This is a genomic window from Nostoc sp. FACHB-190, from assembly GCF_014696905.1.
Classification (GTDB): domain Bacteria; phylum Cyanobacteriota; class Cyanobacteriia; order Cyanobacteriales; family Nostocaceae; genus Nostoc_B.
In genome coordinates this window covers 431538-447141 of record NZ_JACJQW010000001.1, presented here as the reverse complement: position 1 = coordinate 447141, position 15604 = coordinate 431538, and the positions used below count along the sequence as shown (strand labels likewise).

Annotated in this window: 16 protein-coding genes; 10 read left to right on the top strand and 6 right to left on the bottom strand. The window is 39.8% G+C overall.

Annotation, left to right across the window (positions count from 1 at the left end):
* Positions 1-131: 131 nt before the first annotated feature.
* The 5 genes from H6G28_RS02090 to H6G28_RS37250 are packed head-to-tail and all read left to right on the top strand — an operon-like array spanning position 132 to position 2112.
* Entirely contained in the window at positions 132-971 is an 840-nt protein-coding gene (locus H6G28_RS02090) for a restriction endonuclease (RefSeq protein WP_199331340.1), read from the top strand.
* A gap of 39 nt (positions 972-1010) precedes the next feature.
* Entirely contained in the window at positions 1011-1187 is a 177-nt protein-coding gene (locus H6G28_RS02085; protein WP_190668622.1) for a hypothetical protein, read from the top strand.
* Positions 1188-1202: 15 nt separating this feature from the next.
* The gene (locus tag H6G28_RS02080) at positions 1203-1550 is read left to right on the top strand and encodes a hypothetical protein (RefSeq protein ID WP_190668619.1); all 348 of its coding nucleotides are present in this window, start codon (positions 1203-1205) and stop codon (positions 1548-1550) included.
* Positions 1547-1942 (top strand): HNH endonuclease, encoded by a 396-nt coding sequence (locus H6G28_RS02075; RefSeq protein ID WP_190668616.1) that lies wholly within the window; start codon positions 1547-1549, stop codon positions 1940-1942. The genes H6G28_RS02080 and H6G28_RS02075 overlap by 4 nt, the downstream gene beginning before the upstream one ends.
* A gap of 41 nt (positions 1943-1983) precedes the next feature.
* On the top strand, positions 1984-2112 hold the full coding sequence (locus H6G28_RS37250; protein WP_277883215.1) for a hypothetical protein: 129 nt from the start codon (positions 1984-1986) through the stop codon (positions 2110-2112).
* A 65-nt stretch (positions 2113-2177) separates the two neighbouring features.
* Here H6G28_RS37250 and H6G28_RS02070 read toward each other — a convergent pair whose 3' ends face one another.
* The 3 genes from H6G28_RS02070 to hbs form a co-directional block, all read right to left on the bottom strand.
* The gene (locus H6G28_RS02070) at positions 2178-3671 is read right to left on the bottom strand and encodes a dihydrolipoyl dehydrogenase family protein (RefSeq protein ID WP_190668613.1); all 1494 of its coding nucleotides are present in this window, start codon (positions 3669-3671) and stop codon (positions 2178-2180) included.
* A gap of 237 nt (positions 3672-3908) precedes the next feature.
* Positions 3909-5015, bottom strand: coding sequence for a threonine-phosphate decarboxylase CobD (gene cobD / locus H6G28_RS02065; protein ID WP_190588068.1), 1107 nt, complete (start codon positions 5013-5015; stop codon positions 3909-3911).
* A 26-nt stretch (positions 5016-5041) separates the two neighbouring features.
* On the bottom strand, positions 5042-5326 hold the full coding sequence (hbs, locus tag H6G28_RS02060; protein ID WP_015111786.1) for a non-specific DNA-binding protein Hbs: 285 nt from the start codon (positions 5324-5326) through the stop codon (positions 5042-5044).
* A gap of 295 nt (positions 5327-5621) precedes the next feature.
* Here hbs and H6G28_RS02055 point away from each other — a divergent pair, with 295 nt between their 5' ends.
* Entirely contained in the window at positions 5622-5852 is a 231-nt protein-coding gene (locus H6G28_RS02055) for a hypothetical protein (RefSeq protein WP_190588069.1), read from the top strand.
* A gap of 20 nt (positions 5853-5872) precedes the next feature.
* On the opposite strand, the gene H6G28_RS02050 is transcribed toward H6G28_RS02055, so the two are convergent.
* On the bottom strand, positions 5873-7264 hold the full coding sequence (locus H6G28_RS02050) for an amidase (protein ID WP_190668610.1): 1392 nt from the start codon (positions 7262-7264) through the stop codon (positions 5873-5875).
* Between the two features lie 351 nt (positions 7265-7615).
* On the opposite strand from H6G28_RS02050, the gene H6G28_RS02045 reads away from it, so the two are divergent.
* Entirely contained in the window at positions 7616-9088 is a 1473-nt protein-coding gene (locus tag H6G28_RS02045; RefSeq protein ID WP_190668607.1) for a hypothetical protein, read from the top strand.
* Positions 9089-9244: 156 nt separating this feature from the next.
* On the opposite strand, the gene H6G28_RS02040 is transcribed toward H6G28_RS02045, so the two are convergent.
* Positions 9245-10099 (bottom strand): alpha/beta hydrolase, encoded by an 855-nt coding sequence (locus H6G28_RS02040; protein WP_190588073.1) that lies wholly within the window; start codon positions 10097-10099, stop codon positions 9245-9247.
* A 408-nt stretch (positions 10100-10507) separates the two neighbouring features.
* Between H6G28_RS02040 and H6G28_RS02035 the strand changes: the two genes are divergently transcribed.
* Positions 10508-12376, top strand: a complete 1869-nt coding sequence (locus H6G28_RS02035; protein ID WP_190668604.1) for an iron uptake porin — start codon at positions 10508-10510, stop codon at positions 12374-12376.
* A gap of 209 nt (positions 12377-12585) precedes the next feature.
* On the opposite strand, the gene H6G28_RS02030 is transcribed toward H6G28_RS02035, so the two are convergent.
* Entirely contained in the window at positions 12586-13470 is an 885-nt protein-coding gene (locus tag H6G28_RS02030) for a pirin family protein (protein WP_190668601.1), read from the bottom strand.
* Positions 13471-13799: 329 nt separating this feature from the next.
* Here H6G28_RS02030 and H6G28_RS02025 point away from each other — a divergent pair, with 329 nt between their 5' ends.
* Entirely contained in the window at positions 13800-14087 is a 288-nt protein-coding gene (locus tag H6G28_RS02025; RefSeq protein WP_190668598.1) for a Mo-dependent nitrogenase C-terminal domain-containing protein, read from the top strand.
* 231 nt (positions 14088-14318) lie between these two features.
* Positions 14319-14885, top strand: coding sequence for a 3'-5' exonuclease (locus H6G28_RS02020; protein ID WP_190668595.1), 567 nt, complete (start codon positions 14319-14321; stop codon positions 14883-14885).
* Positions 14886-15604 lie beyond the last annotated feature (719 nt).

Here is a 15604-nt window from a genome sequence, read left to right as displayed (position 1 = left end):
GATAAGGAAACGCTATATTTTTACTTATTTGATTTCATATTTCATAGTAATTAGTTGATTTTTGCATAACTACACAAAAGTAAATTTTAGAGTAACTCAGTACTTCCTAAATGAAGCGTTCCTCCTCATCAATGCCTACATTTGATATAATGCTTTTGCCTGCTATTAAAGCTCTAAAAATTCTAGGTGGCTCTGGTACAACTGAAGAGATATACGACCAAGTTGTTCAAATTTTGAACTTGCCTGATAAAGTTCTTGAAATACCTCATGGCAGTACTTCACAAAGTGAAGTTGAGTATAGACTAGCTTGGAGCCGTACTTACTTAAAGAAATATGGACTCATAGAAAACTCAGCACGGGGAATATGGTCATTAGTATCAACGTCTATAAATATAGATGAGTTGGATGCTAAAGAAATTGTAAAAGCTGTTCGTGAAGCCGAAAAAATCAAGCAGACACCAACAGAATCCACCGATGAATCACTTGTGCCTACAACACCCTTAGAAGAAGTTGCATGGCATGAACAACTTCATAAAACATTGTTGTCTTTGTCTCCTAATGCGTTTGAACGCTTAGTACAGCGATTATTACGTGAATCAGGATTTATACAAGTGCAAGTTACGGGTAAATCTGGTGACGGTGGTATTGATGGTGTAGGTATTGCCCGTCTTAGTGGTTTTTTGAGCTTTCATGTTCTCTTCCAGTGTAAGCGTTATCAAGGCTCAGTTACAGCAAGTCAAATTAGAGATTTTCGAGGAGCAATGCAAGGCCGTACTGATAAAGGATTATTTATTACAACTGGAACATTTACTAGAGATGCTATTAAAGAAGCTACGCGAGATGGCGCACCCCCAATTGATTTGATAGATGGTGAACAATTAGTTCAAAGATTGAAAGAATTAGGGCTTGGTGTAAAGATAATAATGATTGAGTCTGTTGAAGTTGATACAGATTGGTTTGCGAATATTTGAAGTTCAAGCCACGATACAGTATGTCAAATTCGACAAATTATGAGTAAAAAAACTGTTGGAGAATCAGGAAACTATAATGATGAACTTTTGGCTGAGTACAAATTTGATTACCAAAAAGCCAAACCAAATCGTTTTGTAAAAGAAACTACTTCATCTCAAGCATGGGTTAGTAATTTGATTGCTAACATTAATTTTAAAGATTCTAGTCCAAACTAATCAGCCAACTGCTATATGCCAAAAATTACCCTAGAAGTATCAGAAGAATTATCTCAACAGCTAGCACAAGTTGGCGATCGCTTACCGGAGCTACTGGCTTTAAGTTTGCAACAACCAGTAATCCCCGCAGAAATTTATCGATATATTCTGGACTTTCTAGCCAGCAATCCCACACCCGAACAAATTGCCCAATTTCAACCGACACCACAAATGCGAGAGCGATTACGTACTTTGGTAACACGTTCTAAGGCTGGGGAACTCACACCTGTGGAATTAAAAGAACTAGATGAGTACGAGAAGATTGAGCATTTGATGATCATGATTAAAACGGGTAATTTAGCTTATTTAGACAGTCAATCGTGAGTTTAAGTTATATTCCAGTTGCGCTGCGTCGTTTAGTCGAAGAACGAGCTAATCACAAGTGTGAGTATTGCTTGCTACCGACTAAAGTAGTGTTCTTCCCCCATGAAATCGATCATATTATTGCTGAAAAGCATGGTGGTAAAACAGATGCAGACAACTTAGCACTTACTTGCTGGCGTTGTAATCGTCACAAAGGTACTGATTTAGGCTCTTTTGATCCACAAACAGGTGCTTTCAGTTTTTTATTTAATCCTCGTACTCAACAGTGGTCTGAACATTTCAGTTTTTCAGAACTAACTATTGTGGGATTGACGGATGTAGGACGTACTACTGTTCATTTATTGCAAATGAATAACGAAGAAAGAATTGCAGAAAGACAGAGATTACCATAATTAGCTGATGTTATAAAGCGATCGCAAGTAATTCCCCCATCATGAATCAACGCTTCATTTATTCCAGTATTTCACAAGCGATCGCTCGACACTCATCAAATCACCCAGGCGCACCAACACACCAACCAACAGCGTTTGCACCACTCGCGGAATACCGACAAGAAATATAGGAATCTGATTTTTAGTTTTTTAATTTTGACTTCTCCAGCTTTGCCTGAGTGCCTCCTGCCTCTTATTACAAATTCCAATTGCGGCGGAAATGGAAGAAGCCTTCCAATCTATCTTGCACATCTGGATGGTTATTTAATCTTTGCTGATATTCTTGGGCAGTTTGGGTGAGAATTTCGGAAAAATTGGGATAAATAGGTGCTAAGTCAGCTAAATTTTTGACTTTAATTTTTTGGTTGATAGCTAATGTAATTAAATTCATTAACTCTCCGGCATTTTGACCTAAGATAGTTGCACCTAAAATTTCGCCATTACGTAGGACAATTAATTGACAAATACCTGTAATTTCGCTGTTAATTTGGGCTGCTGCTAAAGATTTAAAATATTGTCGTAAAACTAAAAATTTATCGGGGCGAAATTGCCTGATAGCTTGGGTTTGATTTAAACCAACTTGCGCTAACATTGGCTGGGTAAATATTCCCCAAGGTATGTGTTGATAATTCACCTCTAATCTAGGGAAAAATAGGGCATTATTCAGGGCGATTCTGGCTTCATAATTAGCAACGTTGATAAAGTCATAACCACCAATGACATCACCACAAGCATAAATCCGGTTGTTGGTGGTTTGCAGTTTATTGTTGACTAATAAACGATGCTGATACCATTTCACGCCAACGGCTGCTAAATTGAAAGATGCAAAATTTGGTTGTTGTGCTGTGGCTACTAAAATTTCATCAGTTTCAATTGCTTTATCTCCAGCTTGTACCCATTTTTTATCATCAATTTGTCTGACTTGGGTGACGACTGTTTGCGTTAAAATATGTACACCATCAACTTCTAATTGTGCCTGTATCAGTTGGGCAATTTCTGGGTCAATATTTGGCAGAATATAAGGATGTTTAATGACTAATGTCACAGTACAACCCAACCGGGCTAAAGTTTGGGCAATTTCAATACTTTGAGGTACGCCACCCAGAATTACCCAATTTTGGGGCAATGTTCTTTTTTTGAGAGATTGCCAAATATTATTTAAGGTAATGTAACCAGTGTTTTGTAAACCTTCAATATTGGGAATTCTGGGACGAGAACCACTGGCTAATAAATAGGTGCGTCCCCTTAACAGGCGGAGAATTTGTTGAGGTGCAGACTGAGTTAATTTTTCATCATTTTGATAAACAGCAAATGCCAAATGCGGCGAAGGTTGAAATTCACCTTTGCCAAAAATTACATCAACGCCTTGTGCGGCTAATGTGGCTGGAGAATTGAGTTCTTGGATGTTGGCGGCAACTGTGTCAGCATATAGCATTGCCTCTTGCCACGCGAGGGATATGTGGCATTTTTCGGCGATGTCCGCATGATTGGTACGAATACCAAAACCATCAGCTTGATTGAGAGACTGTAAGCGGTTGGCAATTTCGCTGAGGGTGTGATGATAAATAAATCCGTAATTTATTTGTGGTTCTACTAGGGCAACTTTAGCGTGCCATTTGGTTGCAGCTAAAGCCGCATAGCGTCCGGCGAGGCTACCGCCAATAATCACGACATCATAATCAATGGTCATTAGTTGTTAGTCAATGGTCATTTGTCATTTGTCATTAGTTAATTGTAGAGACGCTAATCATTTCGTCTCTACAATTGTTAGGTGACGAATTACTTAAAGCGATGTGCGACTTATTCTTGAAACCCCTCTCCAAACCTCTCCCCGAAGCGGAGAGAGGCTTTGAATCTTGCTCCCCTTCCCTTGTAGGGAAGGGGTTGGGGGTTAGGTTTGAAAGAAAGTTGCACACGGCGTTACCTACTAATTGTTCAGTAATGCTTGCAGGGCTGTTAATAAACGTTGGTTATCGGACACAGAACGCACAGCGACACGGAAGAAGCGATCGCCTAATTCTTTAAAACTCAGGCAATCTCGAATTAAAATCTGATGATGTTGGAGTAATTGTTGCTGTAACTGCAAACTCGATGTTTGTGATGTCACTAGTAAAAAGTTGGCAGCACTGGTGTGAGGTTGCAGTCCTTGGATGGCGGCTAAACCTTGAAACAGTTGGTTTCGGGTAGGTGGTAGCCATTGCCAAGTTTGCTGTTGAAAATTTTGGTCGCTGATGACAGCAATGGCGGCGGCCGCAGCGAGATTGTTGACAGGCCAGGGATCGCGCCACGTCTGCCACCGTGACAAACGATCCGGGTGGGCGATCGCATATCCCAGTCTTAGCCCCGGCAGACTGTAAAATTTGGTTAGCGATCGCAACACGACTAAATTCTTATGTTCCTGCACCACGGAAATCAGGCTTTGTTCTGTTTCTGGTGGCACAAAATCCATAAACGCTTCATCCACTACCACTAAGGCAAACTCTTCTAACAGTGGTAAAATCTCCTGCCGCGAAAACATTTTGCCTGTGGGGTTGTGGGGATTGTTTAACAATAACCCATGTTGTTTGGTGAGTGAGCGAGGGGGCAGGGGTTGAGGGGTGTGGGGAAGAAAAACTTCATTTTGTCTCCTTGTCTCCTTGTCTCCCTGTCCCAAATTGATCGGGAACTCCAGAACTTTAGCGTTGTAAGCCGTCAAGGTGCGGTAGTAATCACCAAAGGCTGGAGTCAACAAGATTGTTGCAGATAGTTCTGCTAATTCTCTACCTACCAAAGTTAATAATTCGGCGGAACCGTTACCCGGCAAAATCCACTCTGGCGGTAATTGATGGAAGTGACTGAGAGCAAGTCTCAGTTCACTATATTCTGGTTCGGGATAGTGCCTCAGACTACCAATTTGAGATTGAATCGCAGCGATCGCACTATCCGGTGGCCCTAATGGACTGATGCTCGCAGAAAAATCAAGAATAGCATCACGGGGACAGCCAGCCAGTGCTGCTGCCCAGGCTAAATTTCCCCCGTGTGCTGGTTGCTGCATCAAAATCAAAATTCCCCAAACTAAACCTAAGATTTTGGGGGTGCAACTCTTTCTCTAAAGAGTTTACCAGCAGAGAAAGCAGGCACTTTAGTTGCCGGAATTTCCATTTTTTCGTTTGTTTTGGGGTTACGACCTTCACGGGCTTTACGTTCCCGTGATTCAAAGGAACCAAAACCTACCAGTGTCACCTTATCACCAGAAGAAACCGCTTCAATAATGGTTTCTAAAGCAGCAGTCAAAACTGCATCTGCTTGTTTTTTGGTAACGCTGGCTTTTTCTGCGACTGCATCAACCAATTCGCCTTTGTTCATATAAACTCCTTCAGGTTTAGTTGAGATTTCTTTTAGATGTACTGTGTAGCATCTTTACTGAAACCTCTGTTTGCGGAACTACAAAAGTCGTGTTTCGGGAGTACTTTTACTCAAAATCGCTACACATCCCTTCTGCTCGACTTTTCAATGAATCATTCTAAGGTGTAGTAGCCAGAAGTGGATATATGAAACCGTTAATTTATATGGATTTCAGGATTTTTTGGGTTTTTTGGGGGTGTGTTGCACTCAAAACCACCCTGAAAGTAGGAATAAATACTTAGTAAAAACCCCTGTTGTGAGCGCAACAATTAAATTATTGGGCGAGAGAAAAACCCCTGTTGATGTTTCTTTGCTGCCTGATTTCGCCAATTTTCCCAGGTATGATTTCCCTAGTAGCGATCGCGCTTCATTTCTCTGGATTCAGCACATTCAGACGATTCCGCCCATTCGCAATCAGCCAATTTTTAGCTTTGGCATCAGTTATTTACGCCCTTGGACAGTGATTTTAAGACTCCGTGCCGTGTAATTGTAAAATAACTTAACGTTTTACAAGGCTGGACGATGCTGAATCCAAGGTTTTGCGGCTTCAATTTGGGCGGCGAGACTAATTAAAGTTGCTTCCGCCGCAGGTTTACCCACCAGTTGCACACTGATAGGTAGACCATGACTATCAAAACCCACAGGTAAGGCGATCGCAGGTTGTCCAGTGGCGTTGGCAGGGGGACAAGGGGCAACCCAGCGCATAATATTCTGAAATGTCTCTTCGGGACTCAACGCCGCCCATTCCCCGACGCGCATGGGTGAATGTAAATACACTGGCAACACCAACACATCAAAATTCTCAAAAAATGCCACAATTTGCCGGGAGACGATTTGCAATTGGGATAAAGCCCGGAGATATTCAGCCACAGAACCAGTACGCGCCAATAACCAACGATTCACAGGCTGCAAAGCCTCCACAGGTAGTCCCGATGCGGCAACTCCCGCTTGCCAAACAATTTGGAATGGTTCGACTAAGCCGCTAAAATCTGGACAGCTTTCGGTCACAGTATTACCCAATTGTTCTAATAACTGGACTGTTTGCAATACACCTTGCTGACAGTTCGCGTCAGCCGTTCCCAAAGGTAGGATTTTTGTTGAGAAGGCAATACGTAAGCCCGAAACTTTGGCTTGGGTAGCAGCCAGAAAAGAAGGTTCAGGATCAGGTAGCCAGTAGGGATCACCAATGAAGTAACCAGAAATAGCATCTAACATCGCGGCTGCATCAGCCACAGTCCGGGCGATGGGGCCGTTGACAGCAATTCCCCCCAAGCGATCGCCGACAGGGGCTTTGGTGACTCTACCCCGTGATGGTTTAATCCCCACCAAACCACAACAAGCCGCCGGGCCACGAATGGAACCACCACCATCAGAACCTTGCGCGATCGCACATAATCCGGCGGCGACGGCGGCGGCGGCACCACCACTAGAACCGCCGGAAGTATATTCTAAATTCCAAGGATTTCTAGACGGGGGAAAACTTGTGGGTTCGGTGTAAGGAAAGGAACCGATTTCGGAGGTGGCAGTTTTACCAAGAATAATAAAACCTGCTTGTTTAATTCGCGTTACCACCCCATCATCATAATTAGGAATATTGTTTAATAACGCCGGATTGCCGTAGGTACAAGGCACACCAGCCACGGTGTTGAGGTCTTTAATCGAAATTGGCACACCAAAAAAAGGCGGCAGTTCGGCGGCTGTGGCCAGCATTTCGGTTTTTGCTTGGGCATCAGCGATCGCGAGTTCTGCCGTTACCGTAAAATAACTTCCCAATTGGGGATTCAATCGCTCAATTCTTTGTAAATATATTTCCACCAACTCCAGTGGCGACACCTCCTGATGGCGGATTAATTGCGCCAACTCCACTGCTGAAGTAAACGCTAAATCAGTTTCATTCATTTTTGACCCTCCGAACTTGAGATTTTAAATTTTAGATTGAGCCTCTATCCCCCAGTAAAGAAGCTTTGTCGGCAAATCTGGCGACTTGAGAGGTGTGGCGTAGTCAATCTCAAATCTAAAATTGATTGACTTTAATTAGAACATGTGCATTTATCGAAAATTTTTCAATTGAGTTTGTTACTTTCGCAGTAGTTTCGGGAAGTATGAATCAATAGCGCCTCAGATTTGCTATCTATCAGGACGCTGAATCTACCACCAACTAAGACGAAGCTTGTTTTCAAGCTACCACCTTGCTGCATAGTCATTTTAATTGTTTCACATCAACTTTCGGCAAATCCCCAAGGGATATTTATGGCTGATTTAGAAACGCTGGTAAATGAATTACCAAAAATTGTTCATGGTCTGAGGCTCAATATTGGACATGCTCATGACATCATGCAACAAATTGTCATGATTAATCATGGTCAAGAGCAACTCCGCAATATTCAAGAGAAAATCAAGTCTAGCCAGTTAGAGAAAACACCGATAACGACAGGCGCTTATTTAGATGTAGCACTAAAGCCAGTTATAGATGAAGATTACACAGTCTACATTTATAAATATGATTATCCTGGATTACTGACAGCCAAATTTGGACAATTACCAGTAGATATTTCCCTCAAGCAAATTCAGTCCAAAATCGAAGTTTGGGTTGATTGGGGTGATTTAATCCAAGCGATCGCTGCTGATATTCTAAGTGATATCAAATTAGTCCAACAACTCAACCTTGATGCTAGTCATGACAGTATTCCTGCCACATTTCAAGCTGTCGAAGAAGTTTTAAAAATCCAACTCGATTTGAATAAGCCAAAAATCTTACAACAGCAAATTCAGCAGATTATTCAAGCTCAAGAAGATGCTTTTAAAATTAAGGAAAGATTAGAATTTATTTTTGACAATATTAAGCAGAGTCATAACTTATTGAGTATTTTATTGGGAGTCTCCGCCTTTTGTGGGAAATCTGGCTTTGCTCTAGAGTGGTTAGATGATGATCAAGAATTAATTATATCTGGTGATGGTAGATTACAAGAATTAACAGATATTATCAATGATTGTGAATTTTATCAAAGTAAAATCGATGCTTTAATTTTGCAGATTAGTACTTTGAGAGTGAAATCAGAAAAAAAAATACCTAAACCCAAAACTGAACAATGGAAATTATTTGAGTTTAACCCGCCAAAAAAGTTTAAACAGCAACACCTAACGCATTATGGCGGAATATTTGTGGTGAGTTTATTAGCTTTAGGTTTTGGGGGGTGGATAATTAAAGCAGAACTACCCAAACTCCAACAACTCCGCTCTAAATTTAATCAAGAAGAAACTGCGATCGCTAATTTAAAATCCGCCCAAAATTTGGGTTTAGAAGCCTCTGGTTTAGTACAATCGCCACCCCATCCTTTAGTAGTTTGGCAACAAGCTGAATCGAAATGGCAAGAAGCAATCAAATTACTAGAAAATATACCGAAAAAAACATCAGTTTTTATTAAAGCGAAAGATAAATTAGTTCTTTATCGCTTAAATCACCAAGCAATCAGTCAAAAAGTAATTGTAGAGAAACAAGCTCTCAATAATTTAGCAACAGCCCATAAATTAGCCATAGAAGCCAACTTTTTGATCCAAAGCTCACCTCGTTCTCGCTCAGTCCGCCGACAAGCAAAATCTAAATGGCAACAGGCGATTAAAATTTTAAAAACAATTCCTGCAAATACATTTGTGTCGCAACAAGCGAAAGAAACACTAGTAAATTATCAAGCCAATTACCGAGAAATTAGTAAAAATATCTAAATAATATAGGAATCATCTTGGACTTTTAAAAATACGTATAAATGTAGGATGTGTTAGCGACAGAGTAACGCATCTCTCAAAGCTTTCGGTGCGTTACGGCTTACGCCTAACACACCCTACTGGCTATCTCCCTTGTGTCCCTTTTAAACCATATTCTCAATTAGATAACAAATGTCCTGCTAACCAACTTTCTAAATCAGCTAAAACTTCTTGATAATTGAGGTCATCTTGTAGTTCATGATAAGCCTCTGGATAGATAATTCTTGTCTTATCTTGACAAGCAGTTAGTTGCTCATAAAAAATCTGACTGCCTTCTGGTAATGTGATTCTGTCTGCGCCACCGTGGAGAATTAATAATGGTAATTGCCATTCATTAGTATGGTTATTAATCCAATTAACAGTATTCAAAAATTCTGTTGCTAAACGAGCCGTTCCTAAAGTGTGTCGTAAAGTATCTTGAGCATAGATAGCTAAAACCTTCTCATCTCTTGCACCAGCAGATAAATCAAGACCAGTATTTAAAGTAAACCTTGGCCATATTCGTGATAGCAATTGTCCTAGTAATAGCTTAATCTGTGACACACCAACTTTTCCTAAACTTGGTGCAAGAAGAATCACACCTTTCAGGACAGCCGCAGCTTGGGGATAACGCAAAACATAATCTAAAACAACTATTGAACCTAAACTATGACCTAACAGAAAAATTGGTAATTTTGGTTGTTGAGCTTGAATTAATTCTAAAAAAATTCGCAAATCTTCGCGGAATTCTGCCCAAGCATTAATATATCCTCTTTGCCCTGGAGAACGTCCATGACCACGCAAATCAAAGCTATAAACAGCATATTGTTTAGGGATAAAATGCTGAACTATGTTATTGTATTTGCTACTATGACCGCCCAAACCATGCACAATCACTAATACAGCTTTGACATTACCTGTTGGTTGCCAGCTTTGGTAATAAAGGTCTATTTCCCCAATACCCCGAAATGTACTTTCGTTGTGGTCAATCATAAAGTTAATTTTGCAGTTTATATCTACCCTTTATAAGGGAATTTTTTCGTTTTTTACCAATAATTAAAATATCTAAGAATTACAAAGTTAAATATTTTTTTATTTCTAAATTTTGCTAAATTCATATCCCCGACTTATTTAAGAAATTGAGGATTTCTGCTGCTTAGGATTATCTATGATTACTATAGATTTTTTCAAATGATTAAAATAAGTTTATCAAAAGAATTAAAATTATAAATCACGATTAATGAGATTTTTTTATCTAAATAGTATTTACTAGATTTTATGATCTACGGTAATTACTGATGAGAAGCAAGATGGTTTAGGATATTCCATTTGGCAATACTTCATAACTGTCAAATATCGTAGATAAATTTTTTTAATATTCTATATCTGTGAGGAGTGGTCATGGCTAAGTATCTCCTAGCTTCTGCTAGTGGAGCTAGTTTTTTATGTTTAATTAATGGATTGTTACCCATACAAGCCCTAGCTAACTCCGTACCAATAGATAATAATTCATTGGTAAATGTTCCGCAAAAATCAGCAATTATCAACAGCCAAGTTGCTGCTACTGAAACTAAGTTGATTCTTGCCGATGGTAGCCAACCACAAGCACCGGCTATCAAAAGTGAGGCAGAAATACAAGATTCCTCAGCGTCTCATGAGTTGCAGACATCAGACAATAACGATAACCCTCAAGTAACATCTGTATCACAATTGTCTGATGTGCAACCAACTGATTGGGCTTTTCAAGCCTTACAATCTTTGGTGGAACGCTATGGTTGTATTGCTGGTTATCCCAATGGTAGTTATCGTGGCAATCGTGCTATGACTCGTTATGAGTTTGCAGCAGGCTTAAATGCTTGTTTAGAACGAGTTAACGAACTCATCGCCACAGCCACTTCTGATTTAGTTAAAAAAGAAGATTTAGCAACCTTACAAAAATTACAAGAAGATTTTGCAGCAGAACTCGCAACTCTCCGGGGACGAGTGGATGCACTAGAAGGACGCACCGCCGAACTAGAAGCCAATCAATTTTCTACTACTACTAAACTCAATGGCGAGGTAATTATTGCCGGGATTGGTGCTACAGGTGGCGCACCTAATCAGGGTGATCCTAATATTATTTTGGTGAACAGAGTTCGGTTAAATCTCAGCACTAGTTTTACCGGGAAAGATTTATTAATTACTGGTTTGCAAGCTTATAACTTTTTGGGTGATGTAAATGGTAGTGGAAGCTTACAAAATAGTTTAGGGTTAGCTTCTGATTTATTGGTTTCTAGTAGTGCGAGGACAAGTTTTGAACCGCTTTTTCCTGGTTTTGATGTGAAAACTTTATCCGCGCAGTCAGCGAACAGCGTACAACTATATAAATTACTGTATGTTTTTCCAGTCGCGGATAAGTTAACGTTGTTTGCGGGAACTGCGGCGGAAGCAACAGACGCTTTTCCTGCTATTACACCTTTTTATGGTGAAGGAAATGAGTCGATTTCGCGGTTTGCAGGTTTAAATCCTGTGGCGCGAGTTTCTGGTGGGACTTCGGGAACTGGTTTAGCATCGGCGGCGGGATTTATTTTTAGTATTTCTCCCCAGTTAGATTTCAGAGCTTTGTATGGTAGTGTTAACGCTAACATACCGCAGGAAGCAGGTGATATTGTTCCTGGGGTTTCTAACACGCCTTTGGGTGCGGGTGTGTTTGGTGGTAGTAATGTAATCAGCACTCAATTAACTTTTAAACCTACTAATTCGATAGATGTAGGTTTAAACTATGCCCACAGTTATCACGAAATTAACATCTTAGGTACAGGATTAGTTCGTGATGATATTGGCGCGTTAGCTGGTGTTGAGTTAGGGACACCTGTCACACTTAATTCCGTTGGTGGTACGTTAACTTGGCGCTTTTCGCCGAAGGTAGCTTTGTCTGGTTATGGTGCTGCGATGTTTGTGGATGCTTCTTCTAGTGGTGCTGTTAATGCTTCCACTACATTTACTAGCTGGATGGTAGGGCTGCACTTTAATGATTTATTTAAATCAGGCAATAATGCAGGGATTATTTTTGGACAACCGTTGTTTCGTTCTGATGCTAGTGGTTCGGCACAACTGGCTCCAGATGGGGTAAATCGTGCTACTCCTTATCATTTAGAGGCGTATTATCGCTTTAAGCTGACAGATAATATCAGCATTACTCCTGGTGCTTTTGTGTTGTTTAACCCTGAAGGTGACAGCAGAAATGAAACTACTACTGTCGGTGTTTTGCGGAGTACATTTACTTTTTAGCAGGACTTACGCACCAAGATTGTCTGTGAAGATTGGGTGTAAGGGTGTGTGGTGTAAGGGTTTTAGATACATACACACGCCACTTGGCTCAAGTCGGGAAACCCGCTCATGCCAGTGGCTCCCCTATACCCCTGCACCCTTGCCAAAGAGAGTCGGGGATTTGGGGAGCAAAGGATAATACTTTTACACCTACTGTTTTTCTTAGAAGACTACAAAGGATTAGCCTCTGTCACCACTTCTGGTAGGGGAATAAACTCTGTTTCATTCGGCACACTGGCAAAACGGTTGTCGCGCCAATCGGCTTTTGCTTGTTCTATTCGTTCTGGTCGGCTAGAAACAAAATTCCACCATTTGTAACGTTGACCCAACGGCTCACCACCAATCACAATACATCGAGCCGCAGTATTAGCAGAAACTTTGACTTCATGATCTGGCTCTAGAATAGCGAGGCGATACGGTTCTAGCGGTTCATTATTAATACTCAGCCCTTCAGTAACGCTGTATACTGCTCTTTCAGAATAACCAGCCGGGACATTAAAGTTAGTATTGGCAGAAAGTACCACGTCTAAATAAAGGATAGGAGAAAACACCTTTACAGGTGAGGTATAACCAGAAGCTTCTCCAGCAATTAGTTTGATAACAGCGCCATTTTCTGACCAACTAGGGAGAGTTTCAGCCTTATAGTGAACAAACCAAGGGTCAATTTCTTCGTACTCAACAGGTAAAGCAATCCAAGTTTGAATACCATGAATTGTAACTTCATTGAAGCGGTCAAAGTCAGGCGATCGCTCTGAATGCACAATTCCCTTTCCCGCCGTCATCCAGTTAACTGCACCCGGTTGAATTTCTTGCACCACACCTAAACTATCACGGTGCATAATTGCACCATCAAATAAGTAAGTCAGCGTTGCCAAATTAATATGAGGATGTGGACGGACATCAATACCTTTGTTAGCTGGCAAAACAGAGGGGCCAAGATGATCAAAAAAAATAAACGGCCCGACCATTTGACGCTGAGGATATGGCAAACTACGGCGGGCAATAAACCCACCCAAATCTTTCACTTCTGGTTCAATTATTTGAAGTATTGCCATTTGTAATGGGGGGTAATTGGTAAATGCTGAAATTATTATATTTGATATGTGAACATCAGAGATGAGGGAGATAAGGGAGACAAGGAAGACAAGGGAGAGATGCTAATCAATAATTTAGGATTTTTATTGTATATATGTATATATACTGACTGCTATTTCCCACGGTTTTGCGCTTTAACTCACTTCCTTGATTACCTCCTCAGCAATTTTACGAGATTAATAGTCAAATTTTATAAATCCACAAAATAATCTAGTAGTTATACTATGTTCTTCTCAAAATATCGTTGTAACTTTAGAGGGGTGACAATGGACTAAAGGAAATTTCCGCTATGGGTTTATCCAATCAATTTCAACAGAAGAACGGCTTCTTAACCCAGCTACGTCATCAGCTTGATGTTTTAGAAATCCGTAATGATCAACTTGCTAGAATTTTGTGTAAACTTATTCCTGCTCATTGTCCCTTTGAAAGAACTGTATCAGTTTTAGGGCGGAAACTGTTTCACATTCCACCTTTGTGCAAGTTAAATCCGTTTTATGAACAAGTAGTTAGTCTGCGTTTCAAATGTTTGATGTATCTGGCAGATGAATGTGGTGAAGATGTGACCAAATACTGTTAGATATGTAGTAACACCAAATTGATCTGAAAAAATATAGCATTCCTATTTGATATGGGAACAGAAGAGACAAGGTAGACAAGGTAGACAAGGAGTCCCGATGAAACAAGCTTCATCGCCAAGTATGAAAGTGGGACTAGCATTGTTACTCAGCACTCAGCACTCAGCACTTTCAAGTCAGAGATATTTGCAAATCATTTACGACTGCTATATTATTTCAAAGTTTGCGGTGTGATGATGAACTTGAATCAGTATGATTACTTATTAGTACTTGATTTAGAAGCAACTTGTTGTGATCAAGGAACTATCAAACGGCATGAGATGGAAATCATCGAAATTGGAGCCGTGATGGTTGAGGCGCAGACTTTAAAAGTTATCGATGAGTTTCAAACTTTTATCAAGCCAGTGCGTTATCCCAAACTGACTGAATTTTGTAAATCATTAACATCGATTACTCAGACACAGGTTGCACAAGCGCCAGAATATCCCGAAGCGATCGCTATACTGCAAAAATGGTTATCTAATTACCCCAATGCTGTGTTTGGTTCTTGGGGAGATTACGATCGCAACCAGTTTAAACAAGATAGCAAGTTTCACAATCTTCCTTTTCCGATTGCTTATCCTCACGTCAATCTCAAACAACAGTTTAGTGACAGCCAAGGCTTATCCAAGCGATATGGTATGGCAGAAGCATTGCAACTCGTCAATATAGAATTACAAGGAACTCATCATCGTGGTATTGATGATGCAAAAAATATTGCTAAACTCTTACCTTGGATTTTGAATCGACAAAACTTGTAGTCAGTTAGCTCGTTGTTTTTAGCATATCTGATTATCCACAAAAACTATCTTCAGATAGATGCTTTTTAAAATTTCCTAGAATGTCTAATTCAATCAAAACTAAACAGTGATTAAAAACAGCTTGTGTATCTAGGTTACAGGCTGTTTTTTGATTTTTTTTGCTGAAGTTTTAAGTAAATATGTTTTATTCACCATTCGGATGACTGCAAAATTGATAGTTAATGATTTGGTTAAGAAAAAAGCATTTTTTATTTGCGCTCATTCACTTAATACTTAGGTGGTCTAGTATAATAACGACGTTAATTGCCAATCAAAGCATAGAATTAGACTGTTGGATTTAAACTTTTCTTAAATTATTTTGTTCTGTAAATCAATACACTTTTCTCAAATAAGATTCATTGCATTTATCACTAGCCTCATATATCTATTAAATATAATTTGTGATTTTCATTCATCAACCGTTAGATAAAATTTGGTTGTCATATTTTTATCGTTGGTAATAATCCTTGATTTTAGAGGTTTATAGGCATCATTTCAGAATCACATTAAATGCTCTGGCTAATATTTGAAGATTAGGTTAAATATCTAAAATACTACTGCCATACCACTCAATTAACTCAATCCTAAAAATTCATCAAGTGTTTATATATTAAACAGTAATTTTACTAATCATTTTTTAGTACGGAAATAGGTTATGGATTTACCTTTACAAAAACTAT

What these genes read in the sequence shown, in the direction of transcription:
- H6G28_RS37250 (WP_277883215.1), top strand. Translation starts at nt 1,984, where the DNA reads ATGAATCAACGCTTCATTTATTCCAGTATTTCACAAGCGATCGCTCGA.
- H6G28_RS02070 (WP_190668613.1), bottom strand. Translation starts at nt 3,671, where the DNA reads ATGACCATTGATTATGATGTCGTGATTATTGGCGGTAGCCTCGCCGGA.
- H6G28_RS02035 (WP_190668604.1), top strand. Translation starts at nt 10,508, where the DNA reads ATGGCTAAGTATCTCCTAGCTTCTGCTAGTGGAGCTAGTTTTTTATGT.
- H6G28_RS02040 (WP_190588073.1), bottom strand. Translation starts at nt 10,099, where the DNA reads ATGATTGACCACAACGAAAGTACATTTCGGGGTATTGGGGAAATAGAC.
- cobD (WP_190588068.1), bottom strand. Translation starts at nt 5,015, where the DNA reads ATGCAGCAACCAGCACACGGGGGAAATTTAGCCTGGGCAGCAGCACTG.
- H6G28_RS02085 (WP_190668622.1), top strand. Translation starts at nt 1,011, where the DNA reads ATGAGTAAAAAAACTGTTGGAGAATCAGGAAACTATAATGATGAACTT.
- H6G28_RS02025 (WP_190668598.1), top strand. Translation starts at nt 13,800, where the DNA reads ATGGGTTTATCCAATCAATTTCAACAGAAGAACGGCTTCTTAACCCAG.
- hbs (WP_015111786.1), bottom strand. Translation starts at nt 5,326, where the DNA reads ATGAACAAAGGCGAATTGGTTGATGCAGTCGCAGAAAAAGCCAGCGTT.
- H6G28_RS02030 (WP_190668601.1), bottom strand. Translation starts at nt 13,470, where the DNA reads ATGGCAATACTTCAAATAATTGAACCAGAAGTGAAAGATTTGGGTGGG.
- H6G28_RS02020 (WP_190668595.1), top strand. Translation starts at nt 14,319, where the DNA reads ATGATGAACTTGAATCAGTATGATTACTTATTAGTACTTGATTTAGAA.
- H6G28_RS02050 (WP_190668610.1), bottom strand. Translation starts at nt 7,264, where the DNA reads ATGAATGAAACTGATTTAGCGTTTACTTCAGCAGTGGAGTTGGCGCAA.
- H6G28_RS02080 (WP_190668619.1), top strand. Translation starts at nt 1,203, where the DNA reads ATGCCAAAAATTACCCTAGAAGTATCAGAAGAATTATCTCAACAGCTA.
- H6G28_RS02090 (WP_199331340.1), top strand. Translation starts at nt 132, where the DNA reads ATGCCTACATTTGATATAATGCTTTTGCCTGCTATTAAAGCTCTAAAA.
- H6G28_RS02045 (WP_190668607.1), top strand. Translation starts at nt 7,616, where the DNA reads ATGGCTGATTTAGAAACGCTGGTAAATGAATTACCAAAAATTGTTCAT.